The organism is Nitrospirota bacterium, assembly GCA_030645475.1.
In the GTDB taxonomy this organism is placed as follows: domain Bacteria; phylum Nitrospirota; class Nitrospiria; order Nitrospirales; family Nitrospiraceae; genus Palsa-1315.
Genome location: JAUSMA010000067.1, coordinates 75,397 through 93,624, shown reverse-complemented (window position 1 = coordinate 93,624; position 18,228 = coordinate 75,397). Strand labels below are relative to the sequence as shown.

The window sequence follows — 18,228 nt, the reverse complement described above, 5'->3', positions numbered from 1 at the left end:
AAGGGCGGCGTGAACAGATAGGATTCCCACTTCGTCCTGCACGTCCCGCTGGTCTCACGTGGCTGTTTTGTCAGTGCCCAAACACGGTAGGCGGCGGTGGTGGGGCTGCACCTTCTGGAATGGTCACCATCGGTTGCTTCGCCAGCAGGATGTAGCCGTAGCGCTTGAGAATAGGGACCAGGGTGACCGCCTCAGCCGGCAATTTCGACTGTGCCGTCTCCGGTAACAAGATCATCACTTTCTTGGGCCCTTTCAGGGCCTCCCGTATCTTGTCCTCTTCCCCAAATGGCACGAAGACGGTCGGTCGTCTGGCATAAAATACAGACGAGGGTCTGACCGTCCCATAGGCAATGAAGAGGTCTTGGGGCTCCAGATTCAGTCCTGCCGCATAGGCCAGTTCTTGTGGCGGAGCGATCACAAATCGGTTGATGGGCGGGGTCGCAATCACGATGACGGTCAGAACCAGACCGGCTAGAGTCGCTCCCGCTGCCCAGAAGGCTCCTCCGCGCCGTTCCTCGTTTAATCCAAGATATCCCACCAAGCCCATGCCGAGTAATAAGAGGGTCGCGGCCACGTAGGGGCCGATTCCAAGACCGACCTGTCCGGCGAGGGGGAACTCCCGCACCATCTTCGAGGCATAGTTGGCATAGAGTGTGGGGACGCAGGCAAAGCCGATCGCTAAGAGATAGCCCAGTCCCATCATGAGGTGAATGGATCCTCGAATCCCTTTGGTGGTCGGATCCTGCAGACAGCGCGACCAGTACGAAGCCGCCAACAAGGCGGCGGCAGGAAACAAGGGACCGATATAGTGGGGCAAGCGCGTTGACGACGCGGTGAAAAACAGAAAGACGCCCACGACCCATAGGGCCGCAAAGAGGTCGAGTTCCGATGGCCCTGTCTGATCAGGCTGAGTGCGGTCACGGCGTGCGACATACCAATCTTTGAGCGTGCGATAGAGCGGGACTGGAAGGAGCGCACTCCAAGGGAAAAAGCCTAGGAGCAGGACTGGGAGATAGAAAAAGATGGTCCCATGATGGCCTTCCATCGGACTCAAGAATCGGCCGATCGTATGGGCTTTGGCGCCTGTGGCATAGGCGTCGCCATGGACGAGGAGCATGGCCGCATACCAGGGAGCGGCCAAGAGAATAAACACCAGCATGCCTGCCAGGGGAAATCCTTTGTGCCAATAGTCCTGCCACCGGCGCGTCCAGGTGAGGTAGAGCGCCGCAACGATGAGGGGCACAGCGAATCCGACCGGTCCCTTCGTCAGCGTGGCGAGCGCCATTCCGATATAGAAGACCCAGATCCAATGGCGTATGCGACCTTCCCCATGCAGCCCCAGCCAGAAACCGTACAGCGAGGCTGTGGTGAAGAAAATCAAGACGCTATCGGTCAGGGCCATGCGCCCGAGTCCAAGAATTTCCAGGTTCAGCAGGAGCATCAAGGCGCCGAAGAGCGCAACGGTTCGATCACGCTGGTGCAGGAGAAAGAGATAAGTGATGAGGATTAAGCCCACGCCGAAGAGGGCCGAGGGGAACCGTGCGGCAAACTCACCGACGCCGAACAGGCGATAGGACTGATCCATCAACCAATAGAGAAAGACCGGTTTTGCGACGCGCAGCTCACCGTTGAATGTCGGTGTCAGGCGATCCCCCGATTCGAACATTTCCCGTCCGGCTTCGGCGTTCCGTCCCTCGTCACGGTCGGTCAGCCCCATGTCGCCGAGTCCCAGGAAAAACAGCAGTCCCGACAGTGCCAGGAGTGCGAGGAAGAGCAACGCATGGTGTGAGCGGTCAGTGGTGGTCATAGGAGTTCGCATGATGTTGTGACGGAATCAGCCGGGCTTGCCAACGTTCTGGCGGTCATGATTGTGGAGCAGATGGGTTGGCGAGCTGTTTCGCCTGGTTGGCACGGGAGATGAGCACCAGATTGCGAATATAGACGAAGGTGCCGATGCCTTGCCCCGAAATAAAGACCGGGTCTTCCCGGTAGATGGCATAGGCGAGCGTGATGAGTCCGCCGATCAGGCTCATGTACCAGAACGCGATCGGAACCTGACTCTCCGCCGTCCGCTCAGAAGCGATCCATTGGATCACCCAGCGGCCGAAAAACAATCCTTGGCCGAGAAAGCCGATGGCGATCCAGATGTGTTCGATACTCATCAATAGGCCAGAGGTAAGGGGCTAGGGGCGAGAGGGTGTGCGTCTCGCCTGGATGAGTTTACCGATTCTTTTTCCCGGAACGGCATAGTCTGTTTCGAGCGTTTCATATATGGTTTTATTGAGATGGCCTGACTCATGCGCGATTTGAAGTTGTGTGCGTAATTCAGCGACTGAACCTTTGGCAATGAAAAAATATCTGATTGATTCCTTATCGGTGCCGCGCTCGTCTCCTTCGGCGACGATTGCTCGCAACACTCACCGCGCTACGTCGTATTTGGTCTTTTAGGCCAAAATCAACGTCCTTCATTTCACTGTCGGATACACGGTAAGTCAGAACTGCAAGATCCTTTGCCTGTTGCCAGACAGCAAGATCTTTAAAGCCTTTGTTTCCCACCCCTAGCCTCGAGCCCCTGGCCCCTCGCCCTTCCTGAACCCATACCGCAGCACTCGATTCTGCATCCACCGCACGGCAATCAAATCATAGAGAGATTTAAACAGTCGATTGCCCATGCCGTACTTGGAGACGCCGTGAATACGAGGGTAATGCCGCACCGGCACTTCGGTGACGGTGAATCCATGCATCAGTGCGAGCGCGGGGAAGAATCGATGCATGCCCTCGAAAAGCCGGATACGTTCCAGCACGGGCCGCCGGAACACTTTGAGCGGGCATCCCGTATCGTGGACACCGTCGTGTGTGAAAAAGTTCCGCACACGGTTGGCGATTTTGGAGGACATTTTCTTGACGAAGCCATCCTGCCGCTGTTGCCTCCATCCGCACACGAGATCGTAGGAGGCGGTCAGGGGCAAGAGTTTGAGAATATCGTCGCTGTCCTGTTGCAGGTCGCCGTCGATTTCGATGATGAGGTCGCCGGAGGACTGCTTGAAGCCGGCATCGAGCGCACAGGTCTTGCCGTAATTCCGGTCGAGGTGGAAGACCAACACTTGCCGATGTTGTGCCGCCAGGCGATCCATTTCTTCGCTGCTGCCGTCGCTACTGCCGTCGTCCACGAAGAGAATCTCGTAGGGGCGCGAGCGTGAGGCCTCGTGCGAGTCCATGACCTTGAAGAGGCCCGTCAGGAGGGGGACCAGGTTCTCTCGTTCATCTTTGATGGGGATGATGACGGAGGCCCAAGGGCTGGATGAGGATGTCATGATGCGTGGAGACTCCGGCAACGGTCTGTAATCTGTGTATTCACGCGCGCATTCTAGCGGATGGTCGTGAGACCGTCAAACGCAGGCGCCAGAGCCTGCCGCATGAAAGTGATGGGCATGGCTTCGAGACGGCATCAATCATGTGAGTTTGCCGCGTCACTTTACGATCAGCACCGTGCAAGGCGACAAGCGCACGAGGTTTTGCGATGTCCCGCCCCAGATGCGCCCGAAGATGTTGGAATGTCCGGTGAAGCCGATGATCAGGAGGTCGAAGCCGCCATCTTTGGCGAATTTGGTGATGGCCTCGACGGGATGCCCTGGGATGACATGGGACGTCAGCCTGAGGTTCAATGCGGTCGCCGCCGCTTCCGCCTCTTGTGTCACCCGGTGAAAAAAATCCCGAGCCTCCTGCTTGGCCTCAACCACCTCGCCCATCAGCGCGCCGTAGCGCGGTAGATGTTCCTCCACGGAGACCTCGTGGAGTTCAGCACCGTGCTGCTGCGCCAGTGTGATGGCGGTGCGAACCGCGTTGAGCGCGCCGGCGGAACCGTCGTTACCGACCAGGATTTTTCGGAACATGGGTAATGCCTCCTTCCGATGGCTGAGTATGCAGGATGGAACTGGATGGGGGGTTGGACTGTCCGGTTGGGCGCCCCTCCGGCCACTGTTCTTCGGAGGGCGTTCCGCCAGGATCGAACCACCGTTCGGCAATAATTGTGGGGATGATGGCCGTCAGGATCACGACCGTGACCAGCGTGGCATATTGCTCGCGTGTGATGAGGTTGTGTTCAAGCCCGAAGAGGGCGGAGATGGTTCCGAACGTGAGACCTGTGGCCATCAACAGCGTGGTGTAGATGCCTTCCCGTGGACGGAATCGGAACAGCCGGGTGAGCGGCCAGACGCTGACGAGCTTGGCCGCGGTGTTGACGGCGAAGAAGAGGCCGACCAATGCCGCTGTGGCCAGGACGGCCTTGAGGTTGACGAGGACACCGGCCTTGAGAAAGTAAAAGGGGGTGAGGATCGTCAGAGCGATGGCGCGCAATCGGTGCGCCAGGTTTTTGTTGGCGAGGAAGAGCGGGGCTAGCACGAGGCCCACCAGGTAGGCAGGGAGGACCGCTTCACTCTGGGCCGCGCTGGCCAGGGCGCCGAGTGCGAACAGAATCAATAAGACGAACTTCAGTTGTGGTTCGCTGATACGACTCCCGGCCTTGCTGAAAAACCATCGGGCGACTCCGGGCAGTTGCCAGAGCGTCACTGCTGTCACCGCGAGGAAGACCACCAGCCACCAGTCGTATCGCGCGAAGAGCAGTCCTAGCGCCAGCACCGATCCGAGATCGGTGACGAAACAGGCGGCAAGAATGATCTTGCCCAGTTCGAGTTCATTGTGCCCCCGTTCTACGAGGACAGTGTAGACCACGGCGACGGAGGTGGCGCAGAGAGCGATGCCTGCCACCTGCGACGCCTGCAGGGACCAACCGGCTACATAATAGGCGAAGGCTGCGACGCTCACGCAGGGCACAAGAAAGGAAGCGAGTCCGATGCCGAGCGTCTCCTTCCATTTGTCTTTCATGACCGCAACATCGATCTCGGCGCCGGCCAGGAAGGTCAAGACGACGCTGCCGAAACCGGCCAGCGAGGCGATCCATGGCGTCGGGTGAACGTCCAGCAGGTTGCCGCCGGCAACCCCGACGCAGATTTCGACTAAGGCGACGGAAATGCCGATCCGCGCCGAGATGAGCGAGGCGAGCAACGCCATCGCCATCCAGACGGCTGCAGTTTCCCAAGTCAACGACATCGGTACCTCAACAAAGAAACGATCAGGTCACCATCACGCGTCGATCGATCGGGGCGGTGAACGTCGGATCGTTGGACACAAACACGACGGACCAGGGCTCGTCCTTGCTGCAGAGCCTTCGTAGGACGACCTCGCGGAGCGAGGGGAGCATGCTGTGCAATGTGCCCTCGACGATGAGGAGGTGCGGTCGCGTCACAATGGCTCGCGCGAGGAGGAGGCGCAGGGTCTGACTCAGAGTGAACTGATTGCCGTGCCCGATTACCATCGTGGTCAATCCGTCCGGCATCCGGTCGATCTCCTCGTCCAGCGCTACGAAGCGCAGCGCCCATTGCACATCGTCGTAGGAGATCGACGGCCGTCCCAGGGTAATGTTGTCTTCGATCGTGCCTTCAAGCAGCGTCGGATGGGAGTCCAGCATGAGGCTGCGGCAGGTATCGATCGACTCCAGGCTGACCTCGACCAGATTCATGTCGTTGTAGCGGACGACGCCCGCGGAAGGAGACAGCAGTCCGGCGAGCACTTTGGCGAGGGAGGTTTTCTGTACGCTTGAATTGCAAAATAGGGCGATCTTTTCACCGGCCGTCACTTCCAGGTCGACATGTTCGAACAGGAGGGCTGAGTCGGCATACCCAAAGGCGAGGTTCCTGGCCGTGACCGTGATGCCGGCCCAGCCGAACTGATCGACCGGGACGACGGCCTTGGAACCAGTTTCGTCCTGCGGAAGCGAGAAGAAGGCGCTCATCTCTCGAAACGAGACAAAGGCAAAGAACATATGGACCATCCGGCGGGCCAGGGTATCCATGTTCAACAGGAGATTTGCGGCGAGCAACTCGGCCGCGGCGAACTGGCCCACTGTGAGCTGGCCGGTCGACACCAACATGCCGGCCGTGGCGATCATGCCGGTATGGCCGACCACCTGCCACAGGGCCGCAGCCTTGTATTGGCGGCCCGTCAAGAGGTCAGACCGCCGTTGCCGGACTCGCGCGTAGGCCCTCGTGAGTTCGTCGGTTTTTTGAAGCAGGTAGGGGCTGTGACCTGCCGCACGGAGATGCGGGAGATTCACGGCGATATTCTGAATCCAGTGGTAGATGCCATAATTCAAGCGAGACATCTCCAGCGTGATGAGGAATCCCCCCCTGCCGAAAAGGGTCAGCAAGACGACAAATCCGCTGAGAAGCAGCACGTTATAGAGCAGAAAGAAGGGGTGGAAGTAGACCAGCATCGACATGAAGATGGAGCCGACGACGGCGACGTTGAAGAGGTCGGCCACCATGGACACGAGTGCGCGAGTCAGCAGGTCGGCTTCGCTGAACCGGTTGGCATGTTGGGGCAGGAACGATTCTTCGCGAAGGCGTGGCAACGTCTGGGTAAAGGCGATCGCAATTCTCGTGTAGATGCGTTGCTGGAGCGTTTCAACGGCCCGGGCCTGGAGAATGCGAAAGGCCGCCACGCCGGTCAACGCGCATGCCACGATCAGGGACAGCGTAAGGACCATCCGCGGTTCGATGGCAAACGAGAAGGTGCTCACCAGCTCCTGGACCGCAATCGGCACACAGAGCATGAACAGGCCGATTGAGACGGCGTAGGAGGCGATGATGCCGAGCATCTTCCGCTCCAGCCGCACGAGCAGACCGAGCTGGTTCAGAATATCCTGGACGATGTGGCGGAGTTCGTATTGGGAGAAGGGCTGCTGTAAGTTGGATGGTGCCATGGGTTGATCCGGAAAAAACTTCTCCCGAGCCGTAGGCCGAGTAGGAGTCATCAGCCTGAACTCAAAGCATCAGGCAGTTCCGGTGAACCCCATCACCGTTCGATCTCTCGGTTGCTTATATACCCCCCTGTATTCGGAGGTCAATTGAACGCGGGCTACGAGGCGTGAGGCTAGAGGCGAGGGTGAGACTTTTCGAAATTGTCAATTCCCATAGTTCTTGCCCCAGAGGTCGCTAGTCTTTCCTCTAGCCCAGGGCCTCTGGTCCCGTGCCTACTTCACCGTCGCGGCGTCGGACGCCGCGACGGTGAAGCGCATGGTCCCCATCAGGCTCATCTCGTTGATCTGTTCTCCCACGTGAATGTCCACTTTGTATCTGCCTGGCTTCCATGCGTCTTGTGGAGGGGAGAGCGTGAGGTAGCCGCTTTCGTCCTCCAGCGCAATGTGCATGGCATCCTGCCCGATCATCACGGCGGGATCGAGGCCCGCGACTGTTTCCGGGAAGAGCTGTCCGAATACCTTGAACCCCTGATAATGCTGGTGCAGGTGGAACACAATGAAGACGGCTGGGGTATCGGGGCGGAACCGGTCGGTCGGTTTCACCGGCACAATCTCATGCGTACGTTGAAAGCCGAGTTCTTCGTCGAACCCTTCTGCTGTCGTAATGCTGAGGAACATGCCTTGGGGAGGGGCATCGAAGTTGTAGGGGACGACATCTTGCGGGCGATTCTGAAAATCAGGGATCGGAGGATTTTTGGTGATCGGCAACTCCGCCGCCTGCAGCCCAGGCAGTGCCGAGAGGGCCATGACAATGACCGCTACCATTGCCCCTCGCCCCGCTCGTCTCTCGCCTCTCGCCATATCTTCTTGGTACACCGGTCGCTTGGAGCTGTCAAGGTGAGAGGAGGCCGTCAGCGTTCAGCGATCAGCCATCAGCCAGGGGAAAGAGAATCTCCGAGAGCCTTTCTTGATTCCAACGCTGACGGCTTCCTATGAGGAAAGCCCGTTGCGGCTGTTTCCTGCCATCTGCTAGAATCCGCCCACTTTGGACATGGGAAGCAAGAAGGGCGAGACCAGTCTCGCCTCTCTCGTACGTTTCGCTGGCCCCTAGCCTGGACTTATTTTTATGCTACAAGACGCAGACGCCTTACCGCAGCTCATCGGCGACTATAAACCGGTCGACCAGTGGCAAGTCCACATCAATAGGCTCTTCTACCGTTTTCGCGGCGATCAGATCCGCAGTTTCTACCAAACGTTTGCCTCAGCCGACTATCGGCTCGCCCATGCCCTCGCGACCGATTACTACGAACGTGTAATCGCTCGCGAGAAGGCCAGGGGCAAGAGGCAAGAGGCAAGTGGGAAAGCGGATGATGCTTCCGCCCCTCGCCCCTCGCCCCTCGCCCCTCGCCTGGTCGTCCACGAATGGGGCCCTGGCAACGGCAACCTTGCCGCCTGTTTTCTCAGCCACTTGAAAGTTCTGGACAAAGACGGAACGATCTATCCCCGCATTCGTTATGTGCTGGTCGATTGGGAGCAATCGGTGCTCGATGCAGCGTTGTCTCATCCGGAACTAGCGTCTCACCGCGATCGGATCGAGACACATCGAGGGACCGTGGATCGGCTTGAAGGTATCGCGGATGGCAGCGTGGACCGCATCTTCTGTAACGAATTGTGGAACGACCTCCCGACGAAATTGATGTCGCGGCAGGCGAACGATATCGAAGAAGAGTTCCTCCGGCCGAACTTGAGCGAAGCCTTGCATGCGAAGATTTCCGATTGGGCGGCCTTTGTCCGGGCGTTCGAGGCCATGGATGTGGAAGTGCTCAAGGGCTTTCCCCCGTTTCTCGACGACCTGGTGTGGGAGCGTGAATATCGGACGGTCGAATGGAAAGAAGTCCCGTACCGAAAGACCATCACGGAGTTCCTCAAGTGTATCGATGAGCAGGTAGTGGTTCCGGTCAATATGGGGGCCTATGCCACAATCAAAGAAGCCAAGCGTCTGTTGGCTCCCGATGCGATCGGGTTCAGCAGTTTCGACGCGGGCACGGCTGATATGGATGTGCTGAACGATCCGGAGAAGCCCTGCTATGGTCAATTCGGCGGGCAACAGAGTTTCATGGTCAACTTTGCATTGGCCGAAGCGGTGGCCAAGCAGGTCGAGGCCGGCATCATGACCATCGAGAGCCAGCGTGAATTCGTAGGGCGCAGCTTAGGGACCAACGTCTTGACCTTGATGGATCTCATGGCCACCCACCCTTCCGCCGGCACGAGCATGGCGCCGTGGGAGCAGGACCGGCTGATGCTCAAGACCCTTCTTGCATTGAACGAGACCTATCAGAGTCCCTATGCGCGCCAGCTGGACTTTCCCATTCCGTTAGAGATGCCACCGGAGGAGCGAGAGATGCTCCAGGCCCTCGTGCGTGCGCTGAAGCCGACAGGGATTCCCGACACCGTCGCCTATCTCACAGAAGAAGAGCTGATGTCGGCCTCGAAGGACCTCGAAGCCATTGGCTACGACCCCCAGTCGTTTATGATCGCCTTAACCGCACCACCGAGCCCTGTCGATTATTATCACGCCTATATCCGACCTCGCTGATTCTTAGCCCGCATTATTCATGACGGTTCGTCACGAAAGCGCCGAGCCGCGTCGCGAGACGGGCGCGCGGAGGCCCGAAGACCTGAGGCATATTTGAATAGTATGTCGAAGGACTGAGGGGCGAGCCCGCCCGCCGCCAGGCTTGTCGCAGCAGCGAATCGGCGCTTGCAGTAGAAGCGCTCATGAATAATGTGGGCTGGCAAGAGGCTGGAAAAATCCGCCAGCATCGTTCTCGCATCGTTCAGCCCTTCAACGGGGACCCGGCTGCCTCACCACTCGGCGGCGCGCACAAACTTGGTGCTCCTTATTCGTCGCACCGTGCGCCCCCAAGGGTACGCCTCAGGCCTTCACTCGTTGCGGCCTTGCTGGACGAACTTTTTGAGCATCCTGTGAAGTTGTGTCCTGCTGTCTTAGAGATGTGGGCCCTTGGATTTCCGGCAGCCCGGAGACGTTTCTCCGCAGAGGGTCAGGGTACAATCGCTCTATTGCCGAATTTCTGCTTGACTAATTCTTTGTTCTTCTATAGCCTTCCCCCCGTTTGGGGAATAATGCCCACCTTTCGAGCGGTCTAACGCCGGAGGGCCTGAGTGGGACATAACGAGAAAGCGAGTCATTGATGTTTGGATCATTTGGATGGATGGAATTGGTGCTGATTCTGATCATCGTGTTGATCATTTTCGGCGCCGGCAAGATTCCGCAGTTGGGTGAAGGGCTCGGGAAGGCGATTAAGGGATTTAAGAAGAGCGTCAACGAGGCCGATGCCATCGACGTGACGCCTCCTCCGTCCGATGCGCCAGACATGGCGCCGACGCAGATCGCACAAACGCAGGCCGCTCCGCAGGCCGCGGCACCGGTTGAAGTAGCGCAGCAGGTCAAGCAAGGCTAACAACGAATGGGCCAGAGGCTAGAGGCAAGAGGCTAGTGGAAAAAGATCTCAGAACCGGTACCCCTCTCCTCTCGCCACTCACCCCTTGCCAAGGTTTCAACTATGTTTGGACTCGGCGCCGGCGAAATTCTCATCATTTTGGTGATCGGGTTCTTGCTGTTCGGCCCCAAGCAGTTGCCTGAAGTCGGTCGGCAGATTGGCAAAGCGGTCAAGGGCTTCAAGGAAACGGCGGAAGATCTCAGAAAGTCGGTCGAGCCGGAAATCAATATGATCCAGCAGGAAGTGAAGATGGTCGAGCAGGACTTTCAATCCTCGATCAAAGACGCCGAGGAGCAGATCAACGCAGCCGGTAAACAGGCAGAGGACGGAGCCAAGTCCATCAGCCAGTCGGGCCAGGCCTAACAGGCGGCGGGAAAGGCGAGCCGAGCCGATGGGCTGCGCGTCAAAAACCTAAAATTGTTTGTCAGATCAAGTCGGTTCGGGCAAGTTGGTAGTGGTTAAGGGAGGAAGAGACGCCGTTGGCACAACGGGGTCTCGGTTCTCCGCAGAGCAGGAATCAAAGAGAGCGAGTCATGACCGTGCATGCAGTTGGATGTCAAGTCGGCAGCGCAGCGCCGGAACGTGCACCGGTGGCGGCTGTTATCCAATTCACAGGAGGAACGCTTATGCAAAGTATCCAAAGACGAATGGGGTGGGCCGGTATGGCCACCTTCTTCAGTGCGGCCGTCATGGCTGCGGGCCTGTCGTTCGGGACAGCCCCGGCGCAAGCCGCGTTTGAATTGCCGGAGGGTGAGAAGATCACCAACGTCCCGGCCATTCCTCGCGCAATTCCGCAGAAGGAAGCCTACGAACTCTACGATCCGAAGATCGGCAAGAACTTCGATCTTAAGAACTTCTGGATTCGTGCCGACCTCCGCGTCAGACCTGAAATGCGGAACGGCGTTTGCTTCGGCGGCGGCAGCCCATCGGGTGGTGCTTGTAACGCGCTGAATGGAAAAGCAAATCTTGGTAAATCTGCCAATGACTTTTACGTCCAACAGATGACCCGCTTGGGCATCGGCTACGACCTCTCGCCGGACGTGAATTTCTACATGGAAATCATCGACTCAGCCGTCTGGGGCGCCAACACCGGTGTGGGCGGAGATGCGTTGAACCATAACGGTGCTTTTGGCTCCACGGCGACTGGCAACCAAGGCCGCTTGGGCGTCCGGGCTGCCTATATGTTGGTGCGGAACTTTGCGGGCATTCAAGGACTGAGCGTGAAGGCCGGTCGTCAATATATCGTCTTCGGAAACCATTCTTTGTTCGGCCACTTCGATTGGGCCAATACAGGATTCTCCCATGACGGTGTGATGTTGCAATACAGCACCAAGGCCTTTGACAGCTACCTCGGATGGTTCCGGACGCAAGAAGGTGATTTGGCGCAGGGTGCTCCAGTCGGCAGTGTTGGAGGCAACGTGACGGGCGGCGCAGTGGGGCAAACTGGCGCCACTTCCGATGCCGACATGTTGATTTTCTACAACCAGATCAAGTCGGTGCCGGGCTTCCTGATCGAGCCCTACTATTTCATGTATAAGAACGCCACCCCGAACGGGACCAACCAAGCTCAAGGGTTGGGCACGAATAAGCACTCGAACCAGACCCGCCACAGCGTGGGTAACCGGATCGAAATGCGCAAGGGCAACTTCGACGCCATCAATGAAATCACCTACCAGTTCGGACAAATGGGTGACTCGGGTGGTCAGAATGCAACCGCAGCTTCGTTGGGTAATCAGAAGAATCTGAGCATCAGCGCCTGGGCAACCAGAAACTGGATCGGCTACACCCATTACCAGTCATCCTGGAAGCCACGGTTGGCCTTCAACTTCGACTATGCCTCAGGCGATGGTCGCGCAAATTGTACGATCGCTGGCTCCACGGCAACCGGCTGTAAGACGGCGAACACGTTTGAAAATATGTTCCCGACCAACCACATCCACATGGGGTACATGGATGTCCAGGCCTGGAAGAACATGATGAGCCCTTCGGTGAACTTCCAAGCCAGGCCGACCAAGGACGACCACATTGAAGTCTGGGCCACCAGCTTGAACTTGGCGAATAGCCAGGACAACTGGTACCGTGGTTCACAGGGCGTCTATGTCTTCTCGAAGAACGGCAACACCAAGAAGCACATCGGCGACGAATTGGATGTGGCTTGGACCCATATGTTCATGGATGGCAAGTTGGCCTTCCAGGCGGCCTATGGCCACCTGTTTGCCGGCAGCTATATCCGGGAGAACCTGGGTACCAGCAGCAACCAAGATTGGGCCTATGTCCAGCTTTGGATGAATTTCTAAGAAGAAGCGAAGAAATATAAGCAAGGGTTGAGAGGATCTCTCGGCTCTTGCGAAAAAAGAAAGCCCCGCTGGGAGATCCCCAGCGGGGCTTCTTTTTGTGTTGTTGATGGCTGTCAGTCGGTATGGAGGAGAGCTTGTCACTGTCCAATCCATGCAGCACACTTGCACCCATCACGCGTCCGCTGGCTTGCCTGGGCAATAGGAGAAATTGCGATGAAGCTCCACGTACTGATTGAGCAGGATGAAGCCGGATATTTTGTGGCAGAAGTACCCGCCTTGCCTGGCTGCTTGTCTCAAGGCAAGAATCATGAAGAAGCTCTGGCCAATGTAAAGGAGGCCGTTGCGGGCTGGCTGGAAACCATGGAGGGCAAGGCGGAGCTGGCTTTGGACCAGAGCGTCGAGGTCCTAGTCTGATGGGAACATTCCGAGTGTCTTCCTCTCATTCTCCGAAATCTATTTCTTGGAAAGCTGATAGCTGTGCTCATTCTTCCCCCCTCCTTCGTGAGGAGGGGTTAGGGGAGGCGCTTCTATCGGGCTGCAACGACCGGCGTATCTGGCGAGGGCAGAGACTCTACCCTTCCTGACCTCCCCTTAAAAAGGGGAGGCATAGATCGTAGCCGTCGCTTGTGTCGTTGACCATAGTCATTGACCATGGTATGGTTTCAGTATGAGTAAAGTGCGCAAACATACTGAGATGGAAGAAGTCTCGATTTCTCATTTCAAGGCGACCTGTTTGGCTATTCTTGCCAAAGTCAACCGAACGAAAAAACCTATTCTGGTCCTTCGCAAGGGTGAGCCTATCGCGCAGGTGGGGCCACCCCCTCCCTCATCGATGCCACAGTCATGGCTGGGCTCGCTCTCCAGTTCCGGTGCCATCACTGGTGACATTATCAATCCCATCTCCAGCCCTGAGAAATGGGAAGCCCTTCGCGCGTGAAGCTTCTGCTCGATACCCACGTTCTGCTCTGGAGCGTGCTCGACCCGGATCAACTTTCGTCAGAGATAAGAACCGAGTTGGAAAACCTCCACAACGAGCTCTGGCTGTCCCCCATCACACTCTGGGAAGTGCATCTGTTGGCGGAGAAGAAGCGTATTCAACTTCAACCTGACCCGGCTGCATGGATTCAGCGTCTGCTGGATACGATTCCATTTCGGGAAGCTCCTCTTACCCATGCCGTTGCATTGATGAGTCGGCACATCGATCTGTCTCATCAAGATCCAGCCGATCGGTTTCTTGCTGCAACTGCCGCTGTGTACGGATTGACGCTCCTGACAGCCGATGAGCGGCTCCTGCACTCGGACCAGTTTTCCACGTTGGCCGCGCGATAATGTGTTTCGCCATTCGTTGGTCCTCCTCTCATTCTCCGAAATCTATTCCTGTAGAAGCTGACAGCTGAAGGCTAAGCGCTTTCTTCTCCCCCTCCTTCGTAAGGAGGGGCAAGGGGAGGTCGCTCCTCATTCGACTGTTACGACCAAGGATTGATTGAGCGCAGAGGCGCTACCCCTTCTGCCTCCCCTTATAAAGGGAGAAATAGTTCACAGCAGATAGCCCCCTGTCCGTCAGCGTTCAGCCTCTGAAGTATTTTCCCTCATCAGCTGATTGCTGACTGCTGAGAGCTGATGGCTAGAGGCCCGAGCTCCGGCTTGCCCACCGTCTGTCAGTCCTCTATACTCAGCTCGCTAGCTCACTCATCGCCACCTCCAATTTTTTGAATAACCTTACCGTGGATGATCTGACTCGACAGCTCAGCGAACAGTTCGGCTTTGCGACGTTTCGGCCTGGCCAGGAGGAGGTCATTCGCGCCGTGCTGGCTGGGCGAGACGCGATGACGGTCATGCCGACGGGGCAGGGGAAATCGCTCTGTTATCAATTGCCGGCGACCCTCCTGCCGGGATTGACCCTGGTGATTTCTCCGCTGATCGCCCTCATGCAAGATCAGGTGGCCAGCTTAAAGCAGCGAGGGATCAGGGCGGCGGCGTTTCACTCGGGACTCACCGGATCTGAAAAGCACCGCGTGATTCAAGACCTCAATCAGAAGCGGCTGCAGTTGCTCTATCTGGCACCTGAACGGATGCAGCATGAGGGGTTTCTCCAGCTCTTGCGTACCCTCTGGGTCTCGTTGCTGGTAGTCGACGAAGCGCATTGTATCTCTCAGTGGGGCCACGACTTCAGGCCGGACTATCTCAAAATCGGCCGCCTCCGCCAGGAACTGACCAATCCTCCCTGCCTCGCCTTGACGGCCACCGCCACCACCCGAGTGCAAGTCGATCTGTGCAAACGGCTGTCGCTCCGCGATCCGCTTCGATTGGTCTCAGGCTTTCGGCGGCCAAATCTCGCCCTGTCCGTTCGTCCCTGTCAGTCGCGCCAGGAGAAGCTGGCAATCTTGGAGCGTCTGGTTCGCGAGAGGGAGAAAGGCACGATCCTGGTCTATTGCGCCACGCGCCGGGCTGTCGAAGAAGTGGCGGAATGGTTGGGGCAGTCTCAGCAATCGGTGGCCTACTACCATGCAGGTCTATCCGATGAGGAGCGGCGGCTTGTGCATGACGACTTTCGCCGGGGAACCGTCAGGATTCTCGCTGCGACGAACGCCTTCGGTATGGGCATCGATAAGTCGGATGTTCGGCTGGTCGTCCATTTCGACATTCCGGGAAGTGTCGAGGCCTATTACCAGGAGGTCGGGCGGGCCGGCCGCGACGGACAGCCCGCTTCCTGTGTGCTGCTGTTCCATGAACGGGATCTGGCCACGCAGGAATATTTCATTCAGCTGGCGGCAAAGGACTCTGAAGGCTCGGACCGCGCCGCGCGGATGAGAACGTTACTTCAAGAAATGCTGGGCTATGTGTCCGTGCCGACCTGCCGGCAACTCGCGATTCTCGACTACTTCAGCGATGAAGCCGAGCGGGCCTTGGGCCCCTGTAGCCTCTGCGATCGCTGCGAGGTTCCGGTGAGGCAACTCAGCAGAGAGGTGTCCCGTGACGATGCCGCTTCTGCAAAGGCCGTTCTGGAGACCGTGTCCTGGTGTGGGGGACGCTTCGGGGTGAGCCGTATCGTCGAGATCCTCCGTGGCAGCCGTTCGAAAGCCCTGTTGGCATTTGGCGGAGAAGCCTGCCCAATGTACGGGACTTGTCGTGCGCTCTCGAAGCCATCCGTGACCGGGCTTGTGAAGGGTCTGATCGATTCCGGCTATCTCCAGGTTGAAGGCGCAGAGTACCCCACCATCGATCTGACTGGTCGAGGGCAGGAGATTCTGCGAGGGACCGGTGTTGTGCTCTTGAAGAGTGTGGAGGAGCACCCGCGCGAGTCGCCGTTGAAGAAGCCGTCCCGCGATACATCTGTGCCGATCGTGGCACTGGGAGCCTCGCCGGCAGATCAACAGATCTTTGAACGGCTCCGGCAACTCCGCACGGAGCTGGCCGAAGAAGAGAACGTCGCGCCCTTCATCATTTTTCATGACAAGACATTGAAAGCGATTGCCAGTTACAAGCCTGCGACGCCGGCCGCGCTGTTGGAGGTTCCCGGCATCGGCGATCTGAAGGCGGAGCGTTATGGCCGGCGCGTTTTGGCCGCGGTGAATGGGGATAATTAGCCGTCAGCGATCAGCCTTCAGCTTCTTCACCCCTCCTTCGTAAGGAGGGGTTAGGGGAGGTCGCTCCTAACGATATCTTCCCGGATAGATCTTCGAGCATCCCGTCCAGGTTCTTCACAATATCGTCGTTGCAGTATCGAATCACGTGCAGGCCGAGTGACTGGAAGTATCTGTCGCGCAGCTGATCCTTCAGGATCTGGTCGGCGCTGGCATGACTGTCGCCGTCTATTTCAATGACGAGCGACTGTTCCGGGCAATAGAAGTCCACAATGTATGGCCCGATGCCATGCTGCCGACGAAACTTGAGCCCATGAAATTGTCGTGCCTTCAGTTTTGACCACAGCCGTGTTTCAGGACCGGTCATGGTAGAGCGAAGACGGCGCTTGATATCGAGGTGGTTGGCTTGTCCTCTTATGGCTCTGGGCATGAGCCTCTACCCCTCCTAGCCTCCCCTTACAAAGGGGAGGAACTGATTAGACGGCTGATAGCTATTTAAGCCCTCCCGCCTCCTTGAAACGCGCTTGCAACTCTTTGTAAGTCTTGGTCACCGGAAACTGCGGGAACTCCTTGGGCAGATGATCCGGTGGACAGAAGAAGAAGCCCGCATCGGCCTCTCCTAACATGGCCGTGTCGTTGTAGGCATCGCCCGCAGCCATGGTGAAAAAGTTCAGCGATTTGAACGCGGCCACCGAATGTTTCTTCTGGTTCGGCATGCGCATGTGGAAATTGACGATGCGGCCGGCTGGATCGATCTCCAGCTGGTTGCAAAAGAGCGTCGGAAATCCCAGTTGGCGCATCAGCGGTTGGGCGAACTGGTAGAACGTATCGGACAAGATGATCACCTGGCAGCGCTCGCGAATCCAGGCGACAAAATCGTTGGCCCCTTCCAGCGGCCCCATCTTATCGATGACGCTTTGGATATCGTGGATGGTGAGTTTGTGCTGATCGAGAATGGCCAGGCGCCGTTTCATCAAGGCATTGTAATCCGGCATCTCGCGGGTGGTGATCTTCAATTCGTCGATGCCGGTCTTGACGGCGACGTTGATCCAGATTTCCGGTACCAACACGCCTTCCAAATCTAAACAGACGATGACTGGTTTTTGCATTCGCAGTTCTCCTTTGATGTTGCCGAAGTGATCGGTGATAAGTGATGAGTGATGAGTAAGGAGTGGAAGGTCATAGAGGTCTAGCGTAACGGCTCATCACTGATCACTCATCACCCATCACTTCTTCTGCTGAAACGCCTGGCTCAGAAACCGCCACATGTTGTCGAGGACTTGGTCCAGGAGGGATGAGCCCGGCCAGGTCCGTCGGGATTCTTCTTCGTGCCGCTCGGCCCATTCCAAGGCCATCGGGAGCGGGATGAGTCGAGGCGGAGAACCGGTCAATGTTCCCCAGACCAGCCCCAGGATGGACCCAATGCGCATCGAGACCGGCAGAGGGGTCACCGGATTCTGCACCAGATCCTGACAGAGTTCCGCCGGTGAGGTGACGAGGAGCTCCCGGCAGGCGGCCGGTCGGGCCTCGTAGATCGAGCACATCTCATCCTCTAAATAGGGACAGGGGATTCTCAACGCATAGTAGGCCCGGTTGATCGGGTCGAGTTCTTCGTCCGGCATCGGCCTGGAAGCCTCCGCGACATCGTTGAGCCGATCCCACACAGCCTCACGCGTCAAGCGATCTTTCGTGGTGCTGATGCGCTGTTGCAGCTTGGCTTGTCGATCGGTCGGCAACTGCTCCACATATTCGCGGAGAGCGAACGCCTCCGGTGCGGAGAGTGGAACCAGCATGCGGCAGCAAGCGGCGCAGCCCAACTTGCAGGAGATGGTGAGGCCTGCTTCACGCGCCTGGTGGACTTCCAGCTCTGCGGCTTCTTCCCCCAGGCGGCGCGTCACCGGGACAATTGCGGTGATGGGGATGAGTCCCGTCGGCACGTCGATGGCCGTGGTCAGTCGCCCGGCCGGGGTATTCAACGCGACTTCAAATCGTTCGACCATACAATCCCC

General features: G+C 57.7%; 18 protein-coding genes and 1 riboswitch. Of the genes, 8 read left to right on the top strand and 10 right to left on the bottom strand.

Annotated features, from left to right (window positions below):
• Positions 1-70 precede the first annotated feature (70 nt).
• From Q7U76_13990 to Q7U76_13960, 7 genes are all read right to left on the bottom strand, one after another.
• On the bottom strand, positions 71-1,807 hold the full coding sequence (locus Q7U76_13990) for a glycosyltransferase family 39 protein (protein ID MDO8357494.1): 1,737 nt from the start codon (positions 1,805-1,807) through the stop codon (positions 71-73).
• A 55-nt stretch (positions 1,808-1,862) separates the two neighbouring features.
• Positions 1,863-2,162, bottom strand: a complete 300-nt coding sequence (locus Q7U76_13985) for a lipid-A-disaccharide synthase N-terminal domain-containing protein (GenBank protein ID MDO8357493.1) — start codon at positions 2,160-2,162, stop codon at positions 1,863-1,865.
• Between the two features lie 396 nt (positions 2,163-2,558).
• Entirely contained in the window at positions 2,559-3,314 is a 756-nt protein-coding gene (locus Q7U76_13980) for a glycosyltransferase family 2 protein (protein ID MDO8357492.1), read from the bottom strand.
• A gap of 156 nt (positions 3,315-3,470) precedes the next feature.
• A complete protein-coding gene (locus Q7U76_13975; protein ID MDO8357491.1) occupies positions 3,471-3,893 on the bottom strand; it encodes a universal stress protein in 423 nt (140 codons plus the stop codon).
• Complete coding sequence (locus tag Q7U76_13970; GenBank protein ID MDO8357490.1) at positions 3,868-5,109, bottom strand: cation:proton antiporter; 1,242 nt, start codon at positions 5,107-5,109, stop codon at positions 3,868-3,870. The genes Q7U76_13975 and Q7U76_13970 overlap by 26 nt, the downstream gene beginning before the upstream one ends.
• Before the next feature lie 22 nt (positions 5,110-5,131).
• Positions 5,132-6,820, bottom strand: a complete 1,689-nt coding sequence (locus tag Q7U76_13965) for an ABC transporter ATP-binding protein (protein ID MDO8357489.1) — start codon at positions 6,818-6,820, stop codon at positions 5,132-5,134.
• 34 nt (positions 6,821-6,854) lie between these two features.
• Positions 6,855-6,926: riboswitch (Fluoride riboswitch) on the bottom strand.
• Positions 6,927-7,090: 164 nt separating this feature from the next.
• Entirely contained in the window at positions 7,091-7,642 is a 552-nt protein-coding gene (locus Q7U76_13960) for a hypothetical protein (GenBank protein MDO8357488.1), read from the bottom strand.
• Positions 7,643-7,943: 301 nt separating this feature from the next.
• Here Q7U76_13960 and Q7U76_13955 point away from each other — a divergent pair, with 301 nt between their 5' ends.
• The 8 genes from Q7U76_13955 to Q7U76_13920 all read left to right on the top strand — a co-directional run bounded on the left by Q7U76_13955 (position 7,944) and on the right by Q7U76_13920 (position 16,222).
• On the top strand, positions 7,944-9,413 hold the full coding sequence (locus tag Q7U76_13955) for an SAM-dependent methyltransferase (protein MDO8357487.1): 1,470 nt from the start codon (positions 7,944-7,946) through the stop codon (positions 9,411-9,413).
• 616 nt (positions 9,414-10,029) lie between these two features.
• The gene (gene tatA, locus Q7U76_13950) at positions 10,030-10,299 is read left to right on the top strand and encodes a twin-arginine translocase TatA/TatE family subunit (GenBank protein MDO8357486.1); all 270 of its coding nucleotides are present in this window, start codon (positions 10,030-10,032) and stop codon (positions 10,297-10,299) included.
• Between the two features lie 102 nt (positions 10,300-10,401).
• Positions 10,402-10,701, top strand: coding sequence for a twin-arginine translocase TatA/TatE family subunit (locus Q7U76_13945; GenBank protein ID MDO8357485.1), 300 nt, complete (start codon positions 10,402-10,404; stop codon positions 10,699-10,701).
• 263 nt (positions 10,702-10,964) lie between these two features.
• Positions 10,965-12,635 (top strand): alginate export family protein, encoded by a 1,671-nt coding sequence (locus tag Q7U76_13940; GenBank protein ID MDO8357484.1) that lies wholly within the window; start codon positions 10,965-10,967, stop codon positions 12,633-12,635.
• A gap of 213 nt (positions 12,636-12,848) precedes the next feature.
• Entirely contained in the window at positions 12,849-13,049 is a 201-nt protein-coding gene (locus Q7U76_13935; GenBank protein ID MDO8357483.1) for a type II toxin-antitoxin system HicB family antitoxin, read from the top strand.
• 253 nt (positions 13,050-13,302) lie between these two features.
• On the top strand, positions 13,303-13,572 hold the full coding sequence (locus Q7U76_13930) for a type II toxin-antitoxin system Phd/YefM family antitoxin (protein MDO8357482.1): 270 nt from the start codon (positions 13,303-13,305) through the stop codon (positions 13,570-13,572).
• Positions 13,569-13,964: a type II toxin-antitoxin system VapC family toxin gene (locus tag Q7U76_13925; protein ID MDO8357481.1), complete on the top strand. Its 396-nt coding sequence runs from the start codon at positions 13,569-13,571 to the stop codon at positions 13,962-13,964. Before Q7U76_13930 ends, Q7U76_13925 begins: the two co-directional genes overlap by 4 nt.
• A gap of 395 nt (positions 13,965-14,359) precedes the next feature.
• Complete coding sequence (locus Q7U76_13920; GenBank protein ID MDO8357480.1) at positions 14,360-16,222, top strand: ATP-dependent DNA helicase RecQ; 1,863 nt, start codon at positions 14,360-14,362, stop codon at positions 16,220-16,222.
• 10 nt (positions 16,223-16,232) lie between these two features.
• Here Q7U76_13920 and Q7U76_13915 read toward each other — a convergent pair whose 3' ends face one another.
• The 3 genes from Q7U76_13915 to Q7U76_13905 all read right to left on the bottom strand — a co-directional run bounded on the left by Q7U76_13915 (position 16,233) and on the right by Q7U76_13905 (position 18,219).
• Positions 16,233-16,649 carry an endonuclease domain-containing protein gene (locus Q7U76_13915; protein MDO8357479.1) on the bottom strand — a complete coding sequence of 139 codons (417 nt, stop codon included), beginning with the start codon at positions 16,647-16,649 and terminating at the stop codon, positions 16,233-16,235.
• A 61-nt stretch (positions 16,650-16,710) separates the two neighbouring features.
• A complete protein-coding gene (gene thrH, locus Q7U76_13910) occupies positions 16,711-17,328 on the bottom strand; it encodes a bifunctional phosphoserine phosphatase/homoserine phosphotransferase ThrH (protein ID MDO8357478.1) in 618 nt (205 codons plus the stop codon).
• A 117-nt stretch (positions 17,329-17,445) separates the two neighbouring features.
• Positions 17,446-18,219, bottom strand: a complete 774-nt coding sequence (locus tag Q7U76_13905; GenBank protein ID MDO8357477.1) for a YkgJ family cysteine cluster protein — start codon at positions 18,217-18,219, stop codon at positions 17,446-17,448.
• Between the last annotated feature and the right edge of the window lie 9 nt (positions 18,220-18,228).